The 24,910-nt window shown below is 40.7% G+C and carries 20 protein-coding genes and 1 tRNA gene; 15 read left to right on the top strand and 6 right to left on the bottom strand.

Annotation, left to right across the window (positions count from 1 at the left end):
• The first annotated feature begins 5 nt into the window (after positions 1 to 5).
• Together tsaE and U3A58_RS16255 are read left to right on the top strand one after the other, a co-directional pair.
• Positions 6 to 437, top strand: coding sequence for a tRNA (adenosine(37)-N6)-threonylcarbamoyltransferase complex ATPase subunit type 1 TsaE (tsaE, locus tag U3A58_RS16250; protein ID WP_323825157.1), 432 nt, complete (start codon positions 6 to 8; stop codon positions 435 to 437).
• Positions 427 to 1,638 (top strand): alanine dehydrogenase, encoded by a 1,212-nt coding sequence (locus tag U3A58_RS16255; RefSeq protein WP_323825159.1) that lies wholly within the window; start codon positions 427 to 429, stop codon positions 1,636 to 1,638. Before tsaE ends, U3A58_RS16255 begins: the two co-directional genes overlap by 11 nt.
• Positions 1,639 to 1,640: 2 nt before the next feature.
• Here the strand turns inward: U3A58_RS16255 and U3A58_RS16260 are convergent, their stop codons facing one another.
• Positions 1,641 to 2,114: a response regulator gene (locus U3A58_RS16260; RefSeq protein WP_323825161.1), complete on the bottom strand. Its 474-nt coding sequence runs from the start codon at positions 2,112 to 2,114 to the stop codon at positions 1,641 to 1,643.
• Positions 2,115 to 2,683: 569 nt separating this feature from the next.
• Between U3A58_RS16260 and U3A58_RS16265 the strand changes: the two genes are divergently transcribed.
• The 5 genes from U3A58_RS16265 (at position 2,684) to U3A58_RS16285 (ending at position 9,442) form a co-directional block, all read left to right on the top strand.
• Positions 2,684 to 4,951, top strand: coding sequence for an Rv1355c family protein (locus U3A58_RS16265; protein ID WP_323825164.1), 2,268 nt, complete (start codon positions 2,684 to 2,686; stop codon positions 4,949 to 4,951).
• A gap of 1 nt (position 4,952) precedes the next feature.
• Positions 4,953 to 5,639, top strand: coding sequence for a hypothetical protein (locus tag U3A58_RS16270; RefSeq protein WP_323825165.1), 687 nt, complete (start codon positions 4,953 to 4,955; stop codon positions 5,637 to 5,639).
• Positions 5,636 to 7,735, top strand: coding sequence for a sensor histidine kinase (locus U3A58_RS16275; RefSeq protein ID WP_323825167.1), 2,100 nt, complete (start codon positions 5,636 to 5,638; stop codon positions 7,733 to 7,735). The genes U3A58_RS16270 and U3A58_RS16275 overlap by 4 nt, the downstream gene beginning before the upstream one ends.
• A complete protein-coding gene (locus tag U3A58_RS16280) occupies positions 7,728 to 8,813 on the top strand; it encodes a hybrid sensor histidine kinase/response regulator (protein WP_323825170.1) in 1,086 nt (361 codons plus the stop codon). The genes U3A58_RS16275 and U3A58_RS16280 overlap by 8 nt, the downstream gene beginning before the upstream one ends.
• Before the next feature lie 89 nt (positions 8,814 to 8,902).
• Complete coding sequence (locus tag U3A58_RS16285; RefSeq protein WP_323825171.1) at positions 8,903 to 9,442, top strand: inorganic diphosphatase; 540 nt, start codon at positions 8,903 to 8,905, stop codon at positions 9,440 to 9,442.
• A gap of 20 nt (positions 9,443 to 9,462) precedes the next feature.
• Here U3A58_RS16285 and U3A58_RS16290 read toward each other — a convergent pair whose 3' ends face one another.
• Complete coding sequence (locus tag U3A58_RS16290) at positions 9,463 to 9,921, bottom strand: hypothetical protein (RefSeq protein ID WP_323825174.1); 459 nt, start codon at positions 9,919 to 9,921, stop codon at positions 9,463 to 9,465.
• Positions 9,908 to 10,513: an acyl carrier protein phosphodiesterase gene (locus U3A58_RS16295; protein ID WP_323825176.1), complete on the bottom strand. Its 606-nt coding sequence runs from the start codon at positions 10,511 to 10,513 to the stop codon at positions 9,908 to 9,910. The genes U3A58_RS16290 and U3A58_RS16295 overlap by 14 nt, the downstream gene beginning before the upstream one ends.
• 63 nt (positions 10,514 to 10,576) lie before the next feature.
• On the opposite strand from U3A58_RS16295, the gene U3A58_RS16300 reads away from it, so the two are divergent.
• Positions 10,577 to 12,508, top strand: a complete 1,932-nt coding sequence (locus U3A58_RS16300; RefSeq protein WP_323825178.1) for an AAA domain-containing protein — start codon at positions 10,577 to 10,579, stop codon at positions 12,506 to 12,508.
• A gap of 15 nt (positions 12,509 to 12,523) precedes the next feature.
• Here U3A58_RS16300 and U3A58_RS16305 read toward each other — a convergent pair whose 3' ends face one another.
• Complete coding sequence (locus tag U3A58_RS16305; RefSeq protein ID WP_323825180.1) at positions 12,524 to 13,243, bottom strand: endonuclease/exonuclease/phosphatase family protein; 720 nt, start codon at positions 13,241 to 13,243, stop codon at positions 12,524 to 12,526.
• 9 nt (positions 13,244 to 13,252) lie between these two features.
• Positions 13,253 to 13,792, bottom strand: a complete 540-nt coding sequence (locus U3A58_RS16310) for a DUF4924 family protein (RefSeq protein WP_323825183.1) — start codon at positions 13,790 to 13,792, stop codon at positions 13,253 to 13,255.
• A gap of 214 nt (positions 13,793 to 14,006) precedes the next feature.
• Here U3A58_RS16310 and lepA point away from each other — a divergent pair, with 214 nt between their 5' ends.
• The 6 genes from lepA (at position 14,007) to U3A58_RS16340 (ending at position 20,947) form a co-directional block, all read left to right on the top strand.
• Complete coding sequence (gene lepA / locus U3A58_RS16315; protein ID WP_323825185.1) at positions 14,007 to 15,800, top strand: translation elongation factor 4; 1,794 nt, start codon at positions 14,007 to 14,009, stop codon at positions 15,798 to 15,800.
• A 168-nt stretch (positions 15,801 to 15,968) separates the two neighbouring features.
• On the top strand, positions 15,969 to 16,331 hold the full coding sequence (locus tag U3A58_RS16320; protein ID WP_323825187.1) for a four helix bundle protein: 363 nt from the start codon (positions 15,969 to 15,971) through the stop codon (positions 16,329 to 16,331).
• A gap of 86 nt (positions 16,332 to 16,417) precedes the next feature.
• Positions 16,418 to 17,299 carry a bifunctional 5,10-methylenetetrahydrofolate dehydrogenase/5,10-methenyltetrahydrofolate cyclohydrolase gene (locus tag U3A58_RS16325; RefSeq protein ID WP_323825189.1) on the top strand — a complete coding sequence of 294 codons (882 nt, stop codon included), beginning with the start codon at positions 16,418 to 16,420 and terminating at the stop codon, positions 17,297 to 17,299.
• 125 nt (positions 17,300 to 17,424) lie between these two features.
• Positions 17,425 to 17,508, top strand: a tRNA-Leu gene (locus U3A58_RS16330).
• Between the two features lie 334 nt (positions 17,509 to 17,842).
• A complete protein-coding gene (locus U3A58_RS16335) occupies positions 17,843 to 18,385 on the top strand; it encodes a DsrE family protein (RefSeq protein ID WP_323825191.1) in 543 nt (180 codons plus the stop codon).
• Between the two features lie 45 nt (positions 18,386 to 18,430).
• Positions 18,431 to 20,947, top strand: a complete 2,517-nt coding sequence (locus U3A58_RS16340; RefSeq protein ID WP_323825193.1) for a hybrid sensor histidine kinase/response regulator — start codon at positions 18,431 to 18,433, stop codon at positions 20,945 to 20,947.
• Here U3A58_RS16340 and U3A58_RS16345 read toward each other — a convergent pair.
• Positions 20,944 to 22,347, bottom strand: a complete 1,404-nt coding sequence (locus U3A58_RS16345; protein ID WP_323825195.1) for a sigma-54-dependent transcriptional regulator — start codon at positions 22,345 to 22,347, stop codon at positions 20,944 to 20,946. The genes U3A58_RS16340 and U3A58_RS16345 overlap by 4 nt on opposite strands.
• A 628-nt stretch (positions 22,348 to 22,975) precedes the next feature.
• On the opposite strand from U3A58_RS16345, the gene U3A58_RS16350 reads away from it, so the two are divergent.
• Positions 22,976 to 24,859, top strand: coding sequence for an amidophosphoribosyltransferase (locus U3A58_RS16350; RefSeq protein ID WP_323825197.1), 1,884 nt, complete (start codon positions 22,976 to 22,978; stop codon positions 24,857 to 24,859).
• Positions 24,860 to 24,910 lie beyond the last annotated feature (51 nt).

The following is a 24,910-nucleotide window of genomic DNA, read 5'->3' on the forward strand; positions in this document are numbered from 1 at the left end:
AACATTTGTCCCAGTTTACCTACGAGCTTACTGATATTGAGAAGGCAGCGCAAGTTGTGATAAAAGTAGCAGCTGATAAAAAAGTATGGGTGTTTCAAGGCGATATGGGAGCTGGGAAAACCACGCTCATTAAAGCCTTGGCTAAAGCTTTTTCAGTCACAGATCAAGTGAGTAGCCCTACTTTTGGGATTGTCAATCATTATGAAAATCATGGTGGTGAGCTTTTTTATCACTTTGATTTTTACAGAATAGATGATCCCACTGAAGCCTTGGATATCGGAATAGAAGAGTATTTTTATAGTGGAAATTATTGTTGGCTAGAATGGGCAGAAAAAATTGCAGCATTTTTGCCTGAGAATTTTCTCCTTGTTCGGATCCACAATGATTCCGAAACACAACGAACCCTAACCTTACAACACGTCGAGAATGCCAGCTGAAATTGATCAACTTACTGCCGTGGGACTGATCCCAAAAGAAGCACCAGCCAAAGTGAGGAATAGAGATCACTCCTTGGTGATAGGATTGCCAAAGGAAGTCTCATCGCAAGAGAAACGAATAGTAATCACTCCTGAATCTATTGGATTGCTCTCAAACAACGGTATTCATGTGGTAGTGGAGGCAGGGGCTGGCTTACACTCCAAGTTCACAGATCAGGATTTTTCGGATGCCGGGGCTAAAGTCACTACTTCCAAAAAAGAGGTTTTTGAGTCAGAGGTAGTGCTGAAAATTGATCCGCCTACAGCGGAGGAGTTGAGCTATATGAGTACAGGGAGTTGTTTGATGTCTGCCTTACAGCTAGAAAACCAAAGTCAGGAGTTTATCCAAACGCTCAATCAAAAGAAAATTACCGCTGTGGCATTCGAATATCTGGAAGATAAAGTAGGAGGTATGCCCGTAGTTCGCGCCATGTCAGAGATAGCAGGGAGTACCGTGATGCTTATTGCAGCAGAATATCTTTCGAGCGAAAATGATGGAAAGGGATTGATAATGGGTGGGGTGACAGGAGTGCCACCTACTCAGGTTGTAATTATCGGAGCAGGTACTGTAGCTGAATATGCTGCGAGGACAGCATTAGGATTAGGAGCAAATATTAAAGTCTTTGACAATCATATTTACAAATTGCGAAGGCTCAAGCAACTACTTGGCCAGCAGATATACACTTCTACCATTGACAATTTTAGTCTGAATCAGGCACTATCAGAAGCAGATGTGGTAATCGGTGCCTTGAGAGCAGAAAAGGGTCGGAATAAAATTGTAGTATCCGAAGAAATGGTAGCCAATATGATGCATGGAAGTATCATTATTGACGTAGCCATCGATCAAGGTGGTTGTATTGAGACAGGAAGGATGACGTCTCATGATGCCCCAGTGTATCAGGTTCATGACATTACGCATTATTGTGTTCCTAATATTCCTTCGCGAGTAGCTAGAACGGCCTCTTATTCTTTAAGTAATATTTTCACTCCTATCATCCTTCAAATGGCAGACTTGGGTGGTGCCGAAGAAATGATTTTTAACTACAAATGGTTTTTGCGTGGCGTATATACTTACCGGGGAAGTTTGACCAATGCCTATATGGGAAGGAAGTTTGGTATCAGCCATAAAGAGCTACAATTATTATTGGCCGCCCGGTACTAGGATTACGAGAGAAGATTTTGTCGGAGGATAAACTCTAACTGATCATTAGCTTTGATTAGAGCTTTGGTTAATTTCTCGTTTTCTCGGCGAAGCTGATAGATTTCGTAAGCATTTTTGATGACAGTCCGTAGGTAATCTTCCTCCCAAGGCTTTGTTAAATAGTGATATACCTGCCCCTTATTGATCGCATCTATTACCGCTTGAATATCAGTGTATCCTGTAAGTAATATTCTAATTGGGCTTGGGTAAGTGGGAATAATTGACTCTAAAAATTCAACGCCGGTTTCCCCGGGCATTCTCTGATCCGTAATAATAATGTCAATATCCTCTTTCGAAAGAATTTCCCGAGCTATTGGAGCTTCAATTGCGAGGAAAATTTGATAGTCTCTTCTAAAAGTAGCCTTGAATGCCTGAAGATTATTTTCTTCATCATCGACATAAAGTATTTTGATTTTTTCTTGTGGCTTGGTTTCCATCTAACAAATTTGTCTAAAAACTATCGATACGCTACAATCAAATAATTTTTTTTCATAAAAAAAACTACTATCGTCCGTGATCAAAAGTTGGTGTAACAATATACTCTAAGAATTGCACAATGCGAAAGGGAGGAAGCTAACAAAGCTATCTCATTTTTCTGAGTTGTAGATTCGGCTATAAATCAACAACATAAAGCAATTTAAAGATAATTTTTTTGTCCTGACACCCGATTATACCATAGCATTTATCTTTAGTCCCGCAGGAGAGCAATTAGGAAGAAACAGTACGGGAAGGACAGGACTGTACCTGTTCTACCCACCGGTTAGTATTTGTGCAAACTTATCCTAGGGCTTGACAGAAATACGGTAACCCTACATCCTGGCATTTGAGGCTTATTAATATATTTCCTTAAATTAGTCGGACAACCGTAAAAACCACTACCTAATTCCGTTTTATGAGACTATGTGAAGGGCATTTCAAAAAGATATACTATAAAAGGTATTAAAAAATTGGACTTATAGTTGAAAAAATTAACTTTACTTAGTTTTATCACCCCCGATATTTAAAAATGTTTAATCGTACACAGTTTCATCTTGAAGATCAGGTGGTTCCATTAATCTTTCATCCTTCAGATTTTAGGGATTCAGTGATTTTCAAGGAGTTATACCATAATAATGAGGTTGGCTTAGTTGATGAGTTGGACAATCAAGTAGGTGAATTGATTAAGGCAATTAACCCCTCCAGCTCATTTTCAAAAAGGGAATTGTCCACTTTGGTCGAACAGTTTTTTCTTGATCAAGAAAGGGATAGCTATGGTAATTGGGTTTATTTCCCCTGGAAAAAGGTCCTTGTAAGATTACTTCCCGAAGAAGATTTTATTAGAGTAAGGACAATCAGAAATAATTACAAAATCACCCCCTCTGAACAAGACGAACTTGCCACCAAAAAAGTGGGTATTGTCGGACTATCGGTTGGTCAAAGTGTAGCCTTGGCCATGGCTCTGGAAAGAAGTTGTGGTGAAATGCGACTTGCTGATTTTGATACGCTGGAGCTAAGTAATTTGAATAGACTTAAGGCTGGTGTGACCAGTCTGGGCGAGGAAAAAATCATTATTGCTGCTCGGGAGATTTCCGAAATAGATCCTTATCTGAAATTGACTTTATATAGGGAAGGGATTACGCCTGATAATATTGATGATTTTATCAACAAAGGAGGAAAACTTGATCTATTAGTAGATGAGTGTGATAGTCTGGACATCAAAGTCCTCCTTCGAGAGAAGGCAAAGGCTAATCAGGTTCCGGTGATGATGGATACTTCAGACAGGGGAATGCTGGATGTTGAGCGATTCGATTTGGAGCCTGAAAGAGAATTATTCCATGGCGCCATGGGTAATGTCGACGTTGGAACATTAAAAGATCTAACCACTACACAAAAAGTCGCAATTGGTCTTAAAATAACGGGTTTGGAATCGCTTTCCCCGAGAATGAAAGCATCGCTTTTGGAGGTTGGGCAAACAATTACATCTTGGCCTCAGCTCGCCTCAGCAGTTTTCTTGGGAGGGGGGACTGTTGCACATAGTGCAAGAAAATTATTTTTAGGTGACTCAGTAAATTCTGGTCGATACTATGTTGACCTTGATCAAATTCTCGATTCGGAATCGACGGATTTGGTCCAAAAGCAAAATGAATTAGTTGTCAACAAAGACGCGTTTTCATTTAATATTCCAGGGGATGTATTGCCTTCGGGTTACCTCTTGAATCAGGAAGAGGTTCACCAACTAGTCGAATCAGCAAATCTTGCGCCTTCGGGAGGGAATGTTCAGCCATGGATTTGGATTTTTGACCGAAAGGGAGTTCTGCATCTTTTTCATGATCAGGCTAGAAGTCATTCATTACTTGATTTCTTGGGAACAGGATCTTTGATAGCCTTTGGAGCAGCTCTTGAAAACTTAAGATTGGCCTCAGCTGAAATGGGGATTGAAATCGAAATTATTGATCAGATAAATGTTTTTGAGGATGATTGTATTGCCAGTATTCGATTCATTTCAAAAAGTAAAGAACCTTTGATCGTGCCTTTTGGAGAATTAGTGGAAGGAATAGGAATCAGGTGTACCAACCGAAAAAATGGGGAAAAACAGTATTTGACCTCAGATCAAGTAAATGAATTTATAAATATTGCAACCCATTCCGGATTTGAACTCGAAATGCTGGAACAAGAATCTGACCTTGAAAAGCTATCTGAGATATTAGGCGGGATGGATCGAATGAGATTATTCCATGAACAAGGGCTTAAAGATTTTATCCATGAAGTGAGATGGTCTGACAAGGAAGCAAAAGAGACCAAGGATGGGATTGACATCGCCACATTGGAGCTTTCCGGTACCGAAAGAGCAGCCATGGGTCTGCTTAAAGATCCCCGAACTGTAAGTTTTTTCAGGAAATTTTTGATGGGATTTGGACTTACAAAAATATCCAAACAAACCCTGACAAGTTCCTCTGCAGTCTTTTTGTTGAACGGGAAAGAAAATAGTCCTGAAACCTACCTCAAAGCCGGGGAAGCCATCCAGCGTATCTGGATTAATTCTAATTTGCAAGGTTTAAGTTTCCAACCTGTGACAGCTTCCTTGTTTATTTTCAATAAAATCCTGAAAGATAAAAACCATGGATTTACCCGGGATGAAGAGAGAATTATCAAAGAATTGAAGACTTCTTTCAATACACTGTTGAATAAGAATCAAAAAATGGAAGAAATCTTTATGTTTAGGATAAATATGGCAGGAGAACCAAGTATGAGATCATATCGCCGTGATGTATCAGAATCCCTAATGATTCTTTAATATGTTTAAGTTAATCGCGTTTAAGGCTATTAATGATCCTGAAAGGTGTCAAAAATTTATAGAAGGACACCGACAAGTTTTAGAAAGCATAGGGGTGAAGAAAGTTACTTCTGCAAATGACACTTGGGTAAACAATCCTGATGTCATAGTAGTCATAGTGGAATCCGATGAAGACGGTTTGATCTACGGAGGAGCTAGAATTCATCGAGCTAATTCTAATTTTCCGTTGCCTATGGTAGAAGCGATCGAGGAATTGGATAGTAGTATTAAAGGTGTAATAGAAAAAGATATCGATGCAGGTACCGGGGAGATTTGTGGTATGTGGAATTCCAGAAAAATCACTGGTATGGGAATAGGTGCGATTTTTATGTCAAAAGCATGTTTGGCACTTACCCCTAAGCTAAACTTGACTTCATTATATGCGCTATTTGCTCCCGTTACAGTGAAATTAGGATTGGAAATGGGATATGAGATTTTGACACAAGTTGGAGACAATGGTACTTTTTATTATCCGAAATTAGACTTAATTGCTACCGCAATGAAGTTGTATGATGCAGTAAATTTACCTATGACAACTCAAGACCACAGAGATTCTATTTTTGAAATAAGAGAGAATGATTCTTTGGTCATTGAGGAGAATTACAGAGGAAGACATATTATATTGACTTATACTTCATACGTAAAATGAAAAAATTTTTATACTCTTTTATTATATTTATATTTTTAACTTCTTGTGCTGAGTCGAGTAATAACCAATTTGATTTTGTCGGATGGACTACAGAATCTCATGAAATTCAAAATATTCAAGATTTCTTAAATATTCCAGATTCGGATCTTACCTTTTCTGAAGGGGCCTACTTATCTTTAGGATATTCAGATTCGAGTTTTTGGGTGAGAATCAAGCTCAAAGAAAAGCAAAGAAACTATGAAAATCTTATGCTTTCTCTTAGCAATCCTATGTTAAACGAGATTGAAGTTTACAATCAGGCTGGAGAATTGGTAGAAAAGATGGGACGGGTTAATGTCAGTAATAAGGATTTTAACTCAATTTTTAATTTTTCAGACCTTTCAGGAGATAATTCAGTGATCTACAATATTAGAATCAAAAGTTTTGGTAATGTAAATGTGCCTATTAGTTTACTTTCTGATACGCATAATTATCTGACGCTAAATGAACGTAATCTGATTTTTGGGGCTTATTTTGGAATTGTGTTGGCCATGTTTTTTTACAATTTATTTCTATGGGTTTCTACTAGGGATAACTTGTATGGATTATATATCACTTACATCTTTTTTGTAGGTGTGACCCAAGGAGTTTTAGGAGGTTATATTGATGCTTTTTTATGGCCTACTAATACGTTTCTAAAGGAATATGGCTTTTATCTCAGTACTGCCTTAGTAAATATTGTTGGTATTTATTACTCCTTAAGATTTCTAAAAATCAAGACTTTTAATCCTAAATTATATACTGCGGGGATTAGTATTATTGTTGTTTACATTTTAATATTATTTGCGTTTATCTTCGATTTTGGAATTGGACAATTGAAGTTTAGGTTTTTGCAGGTCTTTCTCGGTGTTGTACCATTCTATTTATTATTTATTTCTTCTTATAGCCTCCGCAAAGGATATAGACCTGCTAAATTCTTTTTGATATCGTGGTCTTTGTTGATCTGTAGTATGATCATATTTTTATTAAGTGATTTAAATATTTTACCCAATAGTTTTTTCACTAGTTATGTATTCACGTTTGGTTCTGTATTCGAGGTATTGTTACTTTCCTTTGCCCTGGCAGATAAAATTAATATCCTTAAGAAGGAAAAGGAAAAAGAACAGGCTGAACGTCTAATTGCTCTAGCAGAAAATGAACAACTTGTTCGCCAACAAAACTTTATGCTTGAAGAAAAGGTCAAAATCAGAACCGATGAACTGGAGCAAGCACTTCGCAACCTGCAGAATACCCAGAGCCAGCTGGTAAATCAAGAGAAAATGGCTTCTCTCGGTCAACTGACAGCCGGGATTGCCCATGAAATCAATAATCCGATCAATTTTGTTAGTTCGAATATCATGCCGCTAAAGCGGGATATAAAGGACATTATGGAGGTGATAGAGTTTTATAGAACTACCGGGGCAAGGGAGTTCACGTTGGCTTCGAAAAAAGAAGCCAAGCAACTGGAGGAAGACTTAGAGCTGGACTATGTGCTCGATGAAGTGGATCAATTGCTCAGAGGGATGGATGATGGTGCCAGAAGAACTGTGGAAATAGTAAAGGGACTCCGGCTGTTCTCACGTGTAGATGAGCAGGATATGAAAAAGGTTGATGTACACGATGGGATCAACAGCACGGTTATCTTATTGAACAGTACTATGCCTCCCAAAATCCGCATCGTCAGGGATTTTGGGGAGTTACCGTTGGTAGAATGCCTGGCGGGCAAAATCAACCAGGTTTTTATGAATATCATCAATAATGCCGTTCATGCGTTGGCTGACCATATCGATACCATTGTTGATCCGAGAATAGAACTTAAGACCAGATCATTGGGAGAGTTTGTGACAATAGAAATAATAGATAACGGTCCCGGTATGCCAGAACAAGTGAAGCAACGAATCTTCGAACCTTTTTTTACTACAAAAGCAGTTGGAAAAGGCACAGGTTTGGGGCTTTCGATAGTTTATTCTATAATTGAAAATCACAAAGGAACGCTGGAAGTAATTACGGAAGAGAACCAGGGGACTACATTTAAAATAACCCTTCCAATATATCAAAGTACTCAACGCTATGAATGATAAAATTCATGTCCTCTATATAGATGATGAAGACAATAATCTGAAATCTTTTAGAGCTACTCTACGAAAAGACTTCAAAATTTATACAGCCATTGATGCAGATGAAGGGTTGAAAATTGCCAGAGAAGAAGAAGTCCATGTGGTAATTGCTGATCAAAGAATGCCGGGGATGACTGGTACAGAGTTCTTTGAAGAGTTGGTCAAATTCAATCCCGATCCAATCCGGATTCTGCTGACTGGCTATTCAGATATAGCCTCCGTAATAGATGCAATCAATAAGGGGGAGGTTTACAGATTTATAGATAAACCATGGAATATAGAGCAGATTAAAAACTCGATCAAGAATGCTGCTGATATCTACTTTATGCGCCGTGAGCTGAAGGACAAGAACCTAAAGCTCAAAAAACTTCATTCGGAGATGAATCAATTTGTTTACAGTTTATCCCATGAGTTGAGAGGGCCGTTGATGAGCATTTCAGGGGTGTCCAAGTTGGCCAAAATGGAGCTGAAAGATCCTGGTGCTGCTGAGTATTTTGATATGATAGATAGCGCTACCGGTAAGTTGGACGACTTCATCTACAAAATGCTGGACTTTTATAGATCTACTAAAATTGACAATAAAATATCTGAAATCAATTTCAAGGATGTAGTCGCACAACAATTAGAAGCTTACAAAGCAAAGTTTGATATAGATCATATCAAAGTGGAAATACAGATCAATCAACCCCGTGTTTTCTATTCAGATGATGCTAAAATCCGGGTCATACTCAATAACCTCTTTAGCAATTCAGTCCAATTTCAGAAAGGAGATCAAGGGGACAATAGAATTAATTTGCTTATCGATGTGGCCGAATCTGAAGCTACCATCACGTTATCAGATAATGGAATAGGTATACAGGAAAAGAATCATTTGGACATTTTCAATTTATTTTCTCGGGCTACTCAAAAGAATGTGGGAACAGGATTAGGCCTCTACATGGTCAAAGAAGCCGTGGAGCAAATGGGCGGGAAAGTTGATTTGGAGTCTATATTTGGAGAAGGGACTACCTTCAAAGTCACCTTGCCAAGTATGAAATAGCGGGGGGGTCTGGGCAATTTCGCACTAAACTGTATCTTTGCACGAGCTTTGTGAAAAGCTTAACTTTTTACTAACTAATTCAAGATATTATGATTAATCCCTGGCATGACGTCAACATTGGGAAAAATGCCCCTGAGTTCGTAACCGGAGTCATTGAAATACCTAAGGGTAGCAAAGGAAAGTACGAGTTGGATAAGAAAACCGGCATGCTGATGCTTGACCGCGTGCTCTTCTCTGCTGTTCATTATCCTGCAAATTATGGATTTATTCCACAGACTTTCTGCGAAGATCATGATCCATTGGATATTCTGATTATTTCTCAAATCGATATTCCTTCGATGTGTTTGGTAGAAGCCAAAGTGATCGGTGTGATGCGAATGATCGATGGTGGCGAGGCTGATGACAAGATTATTGCCGTAGCTGCCGGTGATCAGTCGGTAAATTATATCGATGATATTGATGACCTTCCTCCGCATTTGATGAAGGAAGTACATAGATTCTTTGAGGATTATAAGAAACTCGAAAATAAAGAAGTAAAAGTAGAAGACTTCCTTGGTAAAGAAGATGCAATGCGAATCATTAGAGAAAGCGTGGAGCTTTACGATTCAAATTTCCGAACTAGAAAATAAATGGAAGCCTGAGCTAGACCTCAGGCTTTTTTACTTTTCACCTTTTGCTTACTGGCTTTTTTAGCCAAATAAGCGACTAGGTCTGTATAGGCCTCATGCTCGTGATTGGATACTGATATAGATTGTTGGTCTGTAAAAGCTATAGTCACCTGGCGAAATTCCTTCTTATTAGCCTTTACGATTTCCTCTTCCCAAGCTAGAATTTGAGCGACAGGATATGTTTTGGTATATCCTCTCAGAGGTAATTTGACAATAATCTGATCTCTTCCTGCTGTAATAAACCGGTATCCTGCAAGCATTTTTACCAAAAGCATCAAGGTCACCAAGGTGATCAGGGTGCAGGCAATCAAGTAGAACCAAATGCCAAAACTTCCTGTATATGCAAAGTCTCTGAGGATAAATATCAACCCGGAAATGAGGATAAGCAGCACCAGGCTTAATGAAATATAAGTGGATAATTTTGGTTTAATAACCAGCATTGGAATTTTGGATTTCTATTAATTTCTGTCGTGCAAAAGTCTCCAATTCCTCGAAAAAAGCGAAGAATATCACTTGAAATTCTCCTTCTTTCTCAAGCAATGCTAAATGTGCCACTTCCATTTTAGAGTCAAAGCGAGTTCTGCGTGACATTCCAGTGAGCGTTTGCTGGATGCCTTCAATTTCCCCGTATTTTAAAAGCCAATTGTCCTGCTCCATCCATTGGAACATGCTTGTAAATCGATCCGGAAAAAACTGACGGTAGTGGTTAAGTGTACCAAATGTGTTTTGCGTAAATTCTACCAAAGGAAGATCGGAGTATTTTGACCAATTTTTTGCCAGGAAATAATCAAAGTAAATATCTGTGATCACCGTAGAATAATGTCCGAATCTTGGCCTCAAATAACTCTGTCCAGCTCTTACAAGCGGGTGAGTATCCGTGAACTTGTCTATTGCTCGGTGGAGTTTAATCCCATTCTGGACTTCCTCTGGAAAGGTATTCATCATTTTCCCCTTCACAAAATCGCCAATAAAATTACCTACCAGCACTTCATCTTGGCCAAATGAAAGATATGCATGTGCTAAGTAGTTCATAGGAATCACTAGGAGTGGACAACTCGGATAGTTTTCATTAGTTTCGGGCTAAAATACGCATTGATGGACAAAATCTCCGAGGAATTAAAGAAAGGTCTGAAACTTTTGAAATTGGAATGGCAGGAAGATCTCGCCCAATACAAACAGAAATTTCTAAATTCCTCTCTCGCAGATAAGAAAAAATCGGGCATCACCTGGCATCCTATCCAGCTCAATAAGAGCAAAATTGGAATGGGAGAGCGTCTGCTGGTGGAAGTGGAGCGATCAGATTCTACTTATGCTTCTGCATTTAATTCCGGCAAATCTGTATCATTTTTTACTACCCATGAGTCTTATGATGCTTCGGAGAACCGAGTGAATGGTGTGATCAATTTTGTAAAGCAAAATACCATGACAGTCACGTTACAAGCTGATGAATTGCCGGAATGGATGCATGGAAGTAAGTTAGGAGTGGATTTACTCTTTGATGAGGCTAGCTATCGCGAAATGGAGTTCGCACTGAAGAAAGTGATCTTGGCTGAAAACAAGCGGGTAGAAGAATTGAAGGCTATTTTGCTTGGTGAAAAAATGCCTCAGTTTACTGAAATGCGCATTTCTCCAAAATCCAATCTCAATTTCTCGCAAAATCAAGCCTGCAATCTGATCGCAAATGCGAAAGATGTGGCGGTGGTCCATGGTCCTCCTGGTACAGGAAAGACAACCACGCTGATCGAAGCTATCCAAGATGCCGTGATCGCTGGAGATTCGATTTTGGTGTGTGCGCCAAGCAATGCTGCGGTGGATTTGTTAGTAGAGAAATTGATCGAACGGGGAATAGAAACGTTGCGTCTTGGACATCCAGCTCGTGTGGAGGAAAGGATTCTTAACCAGACCTTGGACGCCAAAACGGCGTTTCATACTAGCTACCGAGATCTAAAAAAGCTGCGCAAAGAAACCGATCAATACCTGAAACTTGCCAAACAATACAAACGCAACTTTGGCCATGAGGAGCGAGCTCAGCGCAAGTTGATGTATGCAGAAGTTTCCCGGCTGAGGGAGGCATCCAAATCGCTGGAAGAATACATACAGTACGATATTTTTCAGAGAACAAAAGTCTTTGCCTGTACACTTGTAGGTGCATCATCTTACAATCTGAAAGGGATGGAATTTGATGTAGTCTTTATTGATGAAGCAGCCCAGGGATTGGAAGCCGCGACATGGATTCCGATTTTGAAGGCCAACAAGGTGGTTTTCGCAGGCGATCATTGCCAGCTTCCGCCTACGATCAAATCCTATCAAGCAGCAAAAGATGGGCTTGCCGAGACGCTTTTTGAGAAAGTGATCGCTAGAAAACCCCTAGCTGCGCAAATGCTACAGGTACAATACAGAATGCCAGAAGTGATTATGGGTTTTTCTAATGAGCAATTTTACGATGGGAAATTGCTCGCTGATGAATGTACGAAAGCTCATGTTTTTCCAACAGAAGATGCGGTAATAGAATGGATCGACACGGCCGGAGCAGGCTATACTGACCAGCAGGAAACGGAAAGTCTGAGCACCTTCAATCCTGAGGAAGCCTTATTTGCGGCTAATTATTTAAATGTTCTGGTGGAAAGAATCGGGGTAATCAATTTCCAACAAAAGGGGTGGACTATTGGACTGATTGCGCCGTATGGAGCACAGGTGCGAAGACTGAGAGGGTTGATTTATGATACGGGGGATTATCCAAGTTTGCAGGAAATTAAAGAGCTAATTACCATAGATACTGTGGATGGGTTTCAAGGTCAAGAACGTGACCTGATGATGATTTCTCTTACCCGGTCTAATGAGAAGGGTGAAATAGGATTTATGGCTGATGCACGTAGGATGAATGTGGCCTTGACCCGTGCAAGGCGCAAGTTGGTACTGATTGGTGATAGCAGCACGCTGGCTCAGCATCCATTTTTCGATAAATTACTTCAGTATTTTGAAATGCGCGAAGGGTATAGGAGTGTGTGGGAGTTTATGGATAATTGAAAAATCAGAAGATTTTTAAATTTGAAAAACGGCGCTTAGGGGAAGATGATCACTAAGCCTGATCCAATCTTGAACTCTTCCTACAGCAACTTTGTGTAGGGTATTCCTAAATGAAGAACTCCCGAAAATATAATCAATGTGGTATGGCTTGTTTAGATTCTTTTGAAGGTGAAAAGTAGGCAGGGTTTCTTTGCCTTGTATTTCATTTGTATGAAAATGGTATAAACTCTCAATGTTTTGCTGTGATAATTCTTTCACAACTTCACCATGATTCCAAGCTCTTTTTGCTTTGTCCCAAATGGAATTACTGTTTAAATCTCCAACAATCAAGCATTCTTTGTAATTGGATTTATGTAGTTGGAGGTATTTCCAGAATTGACCTATATATCCAAATGTGGGTGAATTATTATAGTGGGTCCAGACAGCGGTAAGATAAAATTGTGAGTTTACCTCGCAGGATAAAAAATGCTTCACTGGACTGCCTTGGTAATCGTTAGACCAATTTAGCAAGGCCAAATTGATATGTTCTTTTGCGAAAATCCCTAAGCCTTTATGTTTACTGTCTCCAATCCATAAGTGGTTTTTTCCCCATTCTAAGTAATTGGAATCCTTTACTTCTATTGGGTCTTCACATTCTTGAATTACATTGATATCAGCATCGAATTCGTCTATGAAGTTGAATTTTCTTCTAAATGCGCCATTGCAATTCCATGTGACAATTTTTAATTTTTTCAATTTTACAATCTAGTTTTTCGGAATAGAATTCTTCACTTTGTAATGATAGCTCAGTGTGCTGAGGACGTCTCCATAAGTGTCCGCAGACTTCAATTGCTCATCGGATACTTTTTTCCCAAGAAGCCTGCAAAGCAGTAAGCCGTAAACGCCATTTAGGCAGATTTGAATCTCATTTCCCAAGTCTTGTCCTTCAGCCTGCATCACTGCTTCGAGTATAAATGGCTTGGCTTTTCCATAAGCTTCAAAATAGGCAGGATCAGTTTTGAGTAGATTCCAGTGGATTTGAGCCAATTCCAAAACGAGTTTATTCAATTCCGCCAGATGCCCTTTTTCCAAAATATCCTGAGATTTCATTTGGGTTAGAAGTGTTAAATACCAAAGTGTTATCTCCTTTTTCTCCTCCTCCGATACGGGATATTTCTCAACTACGAAGGTTTTGATTTCATCAGCATTTCCTTGGTATGATCGGATCAGATCTTCCATTTGGTACATGTAGATAATGTATTCGGCGATATTGTTAGATTTTTTGTTTTTGGCTACTGACTGCATTTTATTTGGTTTTGAAAATGTAAATGTAGAAAATACTGCATCAGTGAGAGGGAAGAATGACCGAAGCTATCTTTATTACCTTGAGATTGCTTCGTCGTTCGTCCCTCACTTCTCGCAAAGACGCAGTTCGCCTGTCTAATTGGTTTGTCGAAACTTGATGATAGAGTTTGAAAATTCTCTTATCTACTAGATATTTACTACTTTTGCGCCAAGAATGGATATGCAAAAAATAAGGAATTTCTGTATTATAGCCCATATTGATCATGGGAAAAGTACATTGGCGGATAGGTTACTGCAGCAAACCGATACTGTCGCAGATCGCGATATGCAGAACCAGTTGTTGGATAATATGGATCTGGAGCGAGAACGTGGGATCACGATCAAGTCTCATGCGATCCAAATGAAATATACTCATGAGGGGGAGGTTTATACACTCAATCTGATTGATACGCCTGGTCACGTGGATTTTTCATACGAGGTCTCCCGATCTATTGCGGCCTGTGAGGGCGCATTGTTGATCGTGGATGCATCTCAGGGTGTGGAAGCGCAGACTATTTCTAATTTATATTTAGCCCTTGGTCATGATCTGGAAATAATTCCGGTATTGAATAAAATTGATCTTCCTGGTGCAGACCCTGAGGCAGTTGCAGACGAAGTGATTGACTTAATCGGCTGCGATAGAGAAGATATTATTTTGGCCTCCGGCAAAACAGGTGTTGGTATCGATGATATCCTAAAAGCTGTGGTGAATAGAATTCCTGCTCCAAAAGGAGATCCGGGTGCACCGCTTCAAGCCATGATTTTTGATTCAGTTTACAATCCATTCCGAGGAGTGGAGGTGATTTTTAGAATTTTCAACGGTACGTTCAGCAAAGGCGATAAAATCAAATTTGTGAACACTGGGAAGGAATACGAGGCAGATGAAATTGGGATTTTGGGTCTAAACCAAATACCTCAGCAAACCATGAGCGCCGGTAACGTAGGCTACTTGATCTCTGGGGTGAAAGTCGCTAAAGAAATCAAAGTGGGTGATACCATCACACATATCAAGAGGCCTTGCGATAAAGCTATCCAAGGTTTTGAAAACGTCAAGCCAATGGTTTTCGCAGGTATCTATCCTGTAGAGACTACGGACTATGAGGAACTTCGCTATTCCATGGAGAAGCTTCAGCTGAATGATGCTTCCCTCGTTTGGGAACCTGAGACTTCCATGGCTTTGGGCTTTGGGTTCCGTTGCGGATTCTTGGGAATGCTTCACATGGAGATTATCCAAGAGCGTCTGGAACGTGAATTTGATATGACTGTGATTACCACCGTGCCTTCGGTTCAGTTCAAAGCGCTGATGACCAATGATACCTACCAGGTAATCAATGCGCCTTCAGATATGCCTGATCCAACGCGGATGAAACATATCGAAGAGCCTTATGTGAAAGCTTCGATCATCACTGCCTCTGAATATGTAGGAGCAGTGATTACACTTTGTATGGACAAACGTGGGCAGATCAAGAATCAGGTTTATCTGACATCTGAGCGTGTGGAATTGACTTTCGATATGCCTTTGGCAGAGATTGTCTTTGACTTCTTTGATAAATTGAAAACCATTTCAAGAGGCTATGCTTCCTTGGATTATGAATTGAAAGGCTACGAAATTTCACACATGGTGAGACTGGATGTGATGCTTAACGGTGAGCCGGTCGATGCACTTTCCGCAGTAGTTCACAGAGATAAAGCATACGATTGGGGCAGAAGACTTTGTGAGAAGTTGAAGGAATTGGTGCCTCGTCAGATGTTTGAAATCGCTATTCAGGCAGCAATTGGACAAAAGATCATTGCCAGAGAAACAGTGAAAGCTTTGCGTAAAAATGTATTGGCGAAGTGTTATGGTGGTGATATCTCACGTAAGCGAAAACTCTTGGAAAAGCAGAAAAAAGGTAAGAAGCGAATGAGACAAGTCGGAAACGTCGAGGTGCCTCAGGAGGCATTTATGGCGGTATTGAAGTTAGATTAACTCGAAGATGGTTTCTGCCACTTCAACATTCAATATTCATCATTTATGCATTTTAATATCGAATGTAGAATACTGAATTTCGAATAATGAAGTAAAGTTTTATCACAGACGCTAAATATCAAATAAAGAAGTAATTGTCTAAGGACGAGCTGCTAAAAATATTTGCCCATGGAAAGGAAATATGATTTAGAGAATCGATTAATCGAGTTCGCTGCTGCTGTTATTTCTTTTACAGATTCCATGGTGAATTCCAAAGCTGGAAACCATATGGCAAATCAGCTTCTCCGAAGTGGTACTTCACCAGCTTTGAATTATGGGGAAGCACAGTCTGGAGAATCCCGAAAGGATTTTATCCATAAGATGAAAGTGATGCTCAAAGAACTGAGAGAAAGTGGTGTAGCCATCAAGATTATTGAAAAAGCTAAGCTTCATCTGGATAGTCAAGCAATAGTTGGTCTACAGAATGAATGTAATCAGTTGATTTCAATTTTTGTTAAAAGTGTGGAGACTGCTGAACGAGATAATAATTAAATAGCTTCTAAGATGCTTTATAATATAATTCAAGGGTTGGAGTTCCAGAGGATCTCGTAAATCCAAAATCGTAATTCGTAAATCAAATGATCTTAATTGACGGGAAACTCACCTCATCACAAATCAAATCAGAAATTGCTGCTCAGGTAGCGGAAATCAAGGCCGAAGGAGGCAAAACTCCCCATCTAGCGGCGATCCTTGTAGGCAGTGATGGAGCCAGCCAAACGTATGTGAATGCAAAAGTAAAGGCCTGTGGTGAATGTGGTTTTGAGTCCACTCTGGTGAGATTGGAAGATAATGTATCTGAAGAAGAACTGCTGAAAGTAGTTGCTGATATCAATGAAAATCCGTCAATCGATGGATTGATTGTTCAGCTTCCTTTGCCTAAGCATATTTCTGTGGAGAAAGTGACCGATAAGATCAAGCCTGAAAAGGATGTGGATGGTTTTACCCCTGCAAACGTAGGACGTATGGCTTTGAACTGGCCAGCTTATGTGGCGGCAACTCCTTATGGGATCATCGAATTGCTTAAGAGATACAATATTGAGACGTCAGGCAAGCATTGCGTAGTGATCGGTAGAAGTCATATCGTAGGAAGTCCGATGAGTATTCTCATGGCTAGAAATGGCTATCCTGGAAATGCAACGGTGACACTGACTCATAGCCGAACTGCCAATCTTCAAGAAATCGCGAAAACAGCTGATATCCTGATCGTAGCACTGGGCAAGGCTCATTTTGTAACTGCCGATATGGTCAAGCCTGGTGCGGTGGTAATCGATGTGGGAATCCATAGAATCGAAGATGCAAGCAAGAAGTCTGGTTTCAGATTGGTTGGAGATGTGAAGTTTGACGAAGTAGCTGAGATTGCTTCTGCGATCACCCCAGTACCGGGCGGAGTAGGGCCGATGACGATTGCTTCTTTGCTTTATAACACGTTGTTGTCGGCAGAAAAGAAAGTTTACGGGTGATAGTTAGTTCTGTTCGTGGGACACGAACAGAGGCCTAATGGTAATTCCAAAGAAAATAAACGTAAAAGGTTTGAATCGGATTTGCATGGAATAGGCAAGACTGATACTTTTGCAAACTGTTAACCGCGCACGTGGTGAAACTGGTAGACACGCCAGCTTGAGGGGCTGGTGCTTTAAGTAGTGTGGAAGTTCGAATCTTCTCGTGCGCACAATAAAGCCTTGATCGTTTATTCGGTTAAGGCTTTTTTATTTATGATTTTGGATATTTAACCGCGGTGGACGCAGAGTTTTTCGCGGAGGTCGCTGAGTTGTCCTGCTTCTTCAGAAGCTGGACTTATTAATTTCAGGTTACCTCGGTTTGTGCCTGCCTTGCCGATAGTCTGGTCTCCACAAGCCGGAACTAGATAATACCATTTGTCATTCGTCACGACACGAACAGCGGCTTTTCATTTCATCTGAACGAAAATTAAGTTCTCCTTTTTTGACCAACCTCCTCCCTTCTCCATGTTATTTTCCTTACATTTTCGGCCTAAATACACCCCTATGACTAGATTATTCGCTTCGGCTATCCTTTGCCTTGCTCTTTTTGCTACTCAGTTTTCATTTGCTCAGGAGGCTCAATACCCTCTCGTTAAGGGCTTTGGGGGGATTTATGAAGTGCCGGAGGCCACCGAAAAACCGGACGGAAGCCTGGATTATTATATCTTAGTGGATATGTCCACGGGTGCTGCGGACAATGCAGAGATCAGTCGCTGGGTGGACAATGTGGCCCGTATGATGAATCTTCATGGGCTTGCTGGCGTTTCACAGGAGCGTATGCATGTGAAAGTGGTGGTTCATGGAGGAGCCATTGCCACTCTAATGAATAATGAAGTATATCAGAAGCGCTACAACGTAGATAATCTGAATATCGCTGTATATAAAGCGCTGAAGGATGCAGGAGCAGAAATACTCGTTTGTGGCCAGTCGATGCGAGCTAGAGATTTGCAAAAAGCTGATTTGTACGATGGCGTCAATGTGGCATTTTCGGCCATGACTACGGTGACCACGTATGTACCAAAAGGCTACACGGTCTTAAAATTTTAATTCCCTCTTGGAATAATTATTGGTCTCTAGGGTAATGTGTTTTTGATGAATAAGAAATCCCCAAGTTCCAATACTGCAGGAAAAGTCGTTACCGGCTTTTTCATAGCCGCTATTTTTCTGATCGGAATGGCAGGGTTGACTTACTATACTCAGAATAGGCTCCTTGAAACTATGAAGGAACTCGCTGAGCCAAATCAGAAGCTCAATCTTCTGAATGAGCTTCAGTCTGAGATTATTCAAATCACTCAATTGGATCACTCCGGGATAGATGCCGACTTTAGAGTCCAAGATTCGAGCGTGATTTCCCTTCAGAAAAAGCTCCAAGAACTAGCCTCCTTGGCAGAAGACTCTCTAGAAAACACGTACATCCAAAGTATACAAACCAACCTAGATACACTCATCGTGGGTTACGTGAATTTGTATGAGGTGAAAACAAGTTTGGCCAGTCGGAATTTTACCCAAGAAGCGCTGAACAAGGTGGAGTTGGGTATTCGCAGACGGGCGGCTAGCTTGGAGCTGCAGCCAATAGGTAAAATTAACCCAAAGGATTACCTTTTTAATGAACTGGAGCAGGAGATATCTTCGCGTCAGGAGGGTAAGGCTAATCAGACTATCCTTACCAATGAGGAAGATAAATCCATTGCCTATCTGCGTGATTTGCAAAAGCAAAACCTTAGGGATGCCAATTTGCCTGTAGGACAGACTCTGGATAGTGTCTTGTACAATATCAAAGGAGTGATTAACAGAGTCAATCGAGAAGAGTCGTATCAGCGGCAAAAGCTCGCCACAATGGAAGCTGATATATCTATCAGTCAAAGCAAAATCATCAACACGATTCAAAGCCTGGTCAGTACGCTGCAACAGCGCGCCTTGGAAAAATCAGACAATCAAAATGACTCAGCGTATAAGCTAACCTATGACATGACCTATTTCTTGATCATGATTGTGGTCTTGGCAGTAATAGGTGCTGCAGTGATGGTGTATTCCATATTGAAGGAGATCAGAGTGACCAAGAAATATCAGGAGAATCTGGAGGTTTCCAGACAGAAATCTGAACAACTAGCAAGATCCAAGCAGGAATTTTTGGCAAATATGAGTCATGAAATTAGAAATCCTCTTCATGTGATACAGGGGTATAGGTCTGTTTTGGAGAAATCAGAACTAGATTCTAGTCAGCAATCTCATTTGAGAATGATAGGGTTTGCTTCGGATACGCTGATGGAAATCGTAGATGAAGTCTTGGATTTCTCCAAGCTAGAAGCTGGTAAATTGAAGTTGGATGCTCATCCTTTTGACCCGGAATCACTTTTCTCACGCTTACAGAATTTCTTCGAATTGCAGGCTACAGAAAAGAAAGTCGATTTTGAGTGGTCGCTAGATCTGCCCGAAAATACCTGGCTGATCGGGGATCAACTTCGGCTAAAACAAATCCTAAGCAATCTGCTAAGCAATGCCTTCAAATTCACTTCAGAGGGGTCAATTCGGGTAAGTGTGGGGTGGGGGAAAGGTGTGCTAACTGTGGAGATAAAGGACACGGGCATTGGGATGTCACCAAAGGTCCTCGAAAAGGTCTTTCAGGAATTTGATCAGGCGGATACCTCGATCTCGAGAAAATATGGAGGAACCGGGCTAGGATTAGCGATTGTGCAGCGCCTCGTATCCTTGATGGATGGAGAAATCACAGCCTCAAGTGTAGCGCATGAGGGAACTACCATGCTACTGAAACTGCCGATGACGACTACAGCATCGCAGCAAGTAGAATTCAATCCAGATGATATTGTTTCCATTGATCTGTCTGGGCTTAAAGTTCTACTCGTGGATGATGACAAGGTGGGAATCAGGTATTTGGAGACGATTCTAAGTTACTTTGGCGCTTCAGTTGTCGCCTATTCCGGCGGCACCAACTTCCGGGACGAGTTTGTGGCGCTTGATTTTGACCTAGCAATTTTGGATATACAAATGCCTGAGTTTTCAGGTTTTGATGTGGTAGAAAAACTGCGAGCCATAGGCAAGTACAAGGAAATTCCCATTCTGGCGATGACGGCAAATGTTTTTGTGGAGGAGCGAGAGAAAATGATGGAAAGTGGCTTTACCGAGATCATTTTCAAGCCTTTCCAGGAGCGGGTTTTGGTCGAATGCTTGGGTAAGTTTTTTCCAGATCATGTAGTGAAAAATACGCCTATGAGTCAAAAGATCAGCGAGTCTGACAGCACCTTATTTCAGCTGAAAGACTTGGCGAGATTCTGCATGGGAGATGAATTATTGCTACAGGACATCGTCCGTGAATTGGTAGTAGAGACACGGAAAGACCTCGGTAAGATCAAAAGGGCTCGGAAGAATGATGATTATGATCAGATACTAGAGATTTGCCATCAGCTGGGAAGTCGCTTGGGGCAAATAAAAAGTTCTGCGGGTCATACGGCCAGAAAGGTGGAAAATAGTTTGAAAATCGGAAATAAGAATGGTCTCGGAGAAACGCTAAATCAGCTAGATGAGGAAGTTGATATTTTGCTGTCAGCTCTGACCGAGAGCATCGAAAAAACAGTAAACGAAACACATTAATCCAAGCCATATTTCTCCATTTTGCTGTACAGCGTTTTACGATCCATGTTTAGAATTCGAGCTGTTTTTGACTTATTGAACTTTGTGTCCATCAGTACTTTTTGAATCAATTCCTTTTCCTGTTCTACCCATTGGGATTTATAATCCTTAGGAGAAGGTAGGTCTGCCTTTCCTGAGAAGGAGTTATTATTTCCTTTTGTCCCGGCTATACTGATAGATGGCTCATACAAGTCTGCAGGCAGCGCTTCTTTCTCTACATGAGAGTCCGAGGATAGGAGTACGGCGCGTTTGATAATATTTCGTAATTCCCTCAAATTGCCAGGCCAATCATAGCCAAGGAATATCTCCCAAACTTCCGGAGAAAAGCCTTTGATACTTTTACCGAGTCGCTCATTACTTTCTTCAAGGAATTGATCAGCGAAGTCGTCCAGGTCTTCTTTTCTACTTCGCAGGGGGATAGCACTGAGGGTAAACTCATTCAATCTATGGTATAAATCTTCTCTGAAATGTCCATCTCCTGCCTGCAATATCAGGTTGTCATTCGTAGCCGCTATAATGCGTACATCGATTTGGGTTTCTTTGTTGCCACCGATTTTCCGGATAGTTCTTTCTTGAATTGCTCTAAGTAGCTGTATTTGAACTTCATAGCTTAGGTTTCCGATTTCGTCTAGGAAAATGGTGCCACCTTTTGCCATTTCGAAGTGACCGGTTTTATTTTCTAGTGCTCCCGTAAATGCGCCTTTTACATGACCAAATAGCTCACTTCCAGCCAGTTCTTTGGGCAAAGCCCCGCAATCTATCGCGATGAAGGGGCCGTTTTTTCTGGAGGAATAATCATGAATTCTTCTTGATACAAACTCTTTCCCTGTTCCTGTTTCGCCTAGGACTAGAACACTCAGGTCAGTGGGCGCGACTAGTTGGATGTGTTTTTCTAGCTTTTCGGCTTCCAATGAGCTACCTATTACATAGCTGCTGTTGGACTTTTTGATCGGTGGTGACGAGGGCGAACTAGTAGTGTCTGCAGGGGTATGAACAGGTATTGTGGTAGAAAGAGACTCTCTTACAGTGGCCAAAAGCTCATCAGGATTGATTGGCTTGGTAATGTATTCGAAAGCTCCCAGTTTCATGGCTTTGATTGCTATGCGGATATCCGAATAGTGCGTGATCAGGATTACTTGAGTTTGCGGATAGTTGCTTTTAGCCCATTGGAGTAATTCCATACCCGTACCATCAGGCAATCTGAAATCAGCAATGATCAAATCGAATTTCGAATTGCTAAAAAGTTGTTGAGCTTCTTTGACCTTAATGGCAGTTTGAACTATGAATCCATTTTTCTCAAGAAAGGTTTTGACTATCCTTGAATAGGTCAGATCATCTTCTACTAATAATATATGCTTCATGAATTACTTTCTTTGAAATAGTAATTAACAAAAAAAGCACCAGACAAGATTCTAGGGCTTTTTTACTTAGGAATTTGACTGGCTCATCGTGATTTTATTTTCCATGTGGGTATATTTTTTGGTGATTTACACCTCTGATTTGCCGTGGTAATGAGGTAGGCCATTTTTTTGAGGTGGAAATTAAGCTTCTCTGTGAGGAATGCCGGACATCATGTTGGGTGTAGCTTTGACTACACTGAGAGATCGAACCGCGGGATAAGGCTAAAATAAATCCAGCTTTTCAAACTGCTTTCACCGGAAGTAAAATTGATTTTGGCATTGATTTCAAAGGAAAACCAGTAATTATCAGCCCGTTTTTCTTTGGTGCGTTTGGTTTGCGTTCATTGTGCCAACTTCGATTAGCGGGAGATAGGTATGATTTGGGTTGAATTCAATGATAAGTGATGACTCATTGATCCATCAAATTGTATCAAAAAACCATACAGAAGTATGTTCGTGGTGTATTTGAGATAGATCAAAATAGGGTGGATTTCCCAAACTAATTGGAAGCAAAGAGAACTTATTTAGCCCAGAATATCTTCAAAAAACAACTACCTTTGAATCTTCAAAATAACATTTGCCAGACTCTATGAGTGACGCTATCAAACACGAATGCGGCATAGCAATGATTAGATTGCGAAAACCTGCCCAATATTACATTGATAAGTACGGGACAGCTGCTTTTGCCTCTAACAGGCTCTATGTCTTGATGCAAAAACAAATCAATAGAGGTCAGGATGGCGCGGGTGTCGCCAATGTCAAGATTGACACCAAGCCTGGGACTCGGTATATCAGCAGATATAGATCGATCGAACCATCAGCAGTCAATTACATCTTTGACAAAATCAACCGAAAGTACAAGAAAGCTAAGAAACTCGGAGGTCATGATGCGCTTACGGACGGGGCTTGGTTGAAAGAAAATATTGCTTTTACAGGAGAAGTTTGGTTGGGACACCTGAGATACGGGACACATGGTGAGAACTCAATAGAAACTTGCCACCCATTCCTCAAGCAAAATAACTGGAGAAGCCGCAATCTGGTAATGGCCGGTAATTTCAACATGACCAATGTGGAGGAGCTCTTCGATAAGCTTGTGCAGATAGGTCAGCACCCAAAGGAAAAAACCGATACCGTCACCGTGATGGAGAAAATCGGACACTTTCTCGATGAGGAAAACCAACGCATTTTTGATAAATACAAGCACCAATTCTCCAATGAGCAGATCACCCAATTGATAGAAGATGAATTGGATATGGCGAGAATCCTTAGAAGATCTTGTAGGGACTTTGATGGGGGGTATGCTATGGCTGGTATCGTGGGCAATGGCTCCGCTTTCGTAGTAAGAGATCCCTCTGGTATTCGTCCTGCCTATTATTATGCTGATGATGAGGTGATTGTAGTTGCTTCGGAAAAGCCTGCCATCAAATCTGCCTTTAATATTAATTTCAATTCCATCAAGGAGATCCAGCCTGGGCATGCTTTGGTCATCAATAAGGATGGCTCGTACGCAGAATCAGAAATAATGCCTGCGAGAGAGAAGAAATCATGCTCCTTTGAGCGAATTTATTTCTCTAGAGGTACCGATCCAAATATCTACCAAGAGCGAAAAAACCTCGGTAGAGCGTTGATCCCTCAGATTTTGAAAGCGATTGATTTTGATCTTAAAAACACCGTGTTTTCCTACATCCCCAATACTGCAGAAACTGCTTTTCTCGGGATGATCGAAGGCTTGGAGGATTATTTGGCAGCGAAAAGGAGAGAAGTTTTTGTCGATGGTAAGCCTCACATGGGGGATTTGGATGAATTATTGAATTTCCGTCCCAGAGTGGAAAAACTTGTAAGTAAGGATGTGAAATTACGGACTTTCATCACCAATGACGAGGATCGAGATACGATAGTAGCCAATGTGTATGACACTACATACGAGGTTATCAAGTCAGAAATTGATACCCTTGTAGTGATCGATGATAGTATTGTAAGAGGGACTACGCTTGAGAAAAGCATTCTGACTACACTCGATAAGCTAAATCCAAAGCGTATCATAATCGTTTCTTCAGCTCCTCAGATCAGGTTCCCTGATTGCTACGGCATAGACATGTCTAAGATGAAGGAATTTATTGCTTTTAGAGCAGCTTTGGCTTTGATCAAAGAGAGGAAAATCGAAAACACCTTAGATCAAGTGTATGATTCTTGTGTGGCGTCACCCTATTCCGCTGAAAACTTTGTGAAAGGTGTGTATAGCTCCTTTACTGATGATGAGATATCTGAAAAAATCTCCGAGATCGTAACCAATGAAGGTATTAAGGCAGAAGTGAAAGTGCTATACCAGACTGTCGATAACCTTCACAAATGCTGCCCAGATCACTTAGGAGATTGGTATTTCACAGGTAATTACCCTACCACTGGTGGGATGAGGGTAGTGAATAAGTCATTCGTCAATTTCATGGAAGGCAAGACTGTAAGAGCGTATTAATAACCTTCTGGAGTAAGTCCATGTTCTTTTTGAGGCATAAAAATTCAAGAA

The organism is Algoriphagus persicinus (genome assembly GCF_035156415.1).
GTDB classification, from domain to species: Bacteria; Bacteroidota; Bacteroidia; order Cytophagales; family Cyclobacteriaceae; genus Algoriphagus; species Algoriphagus persicinus.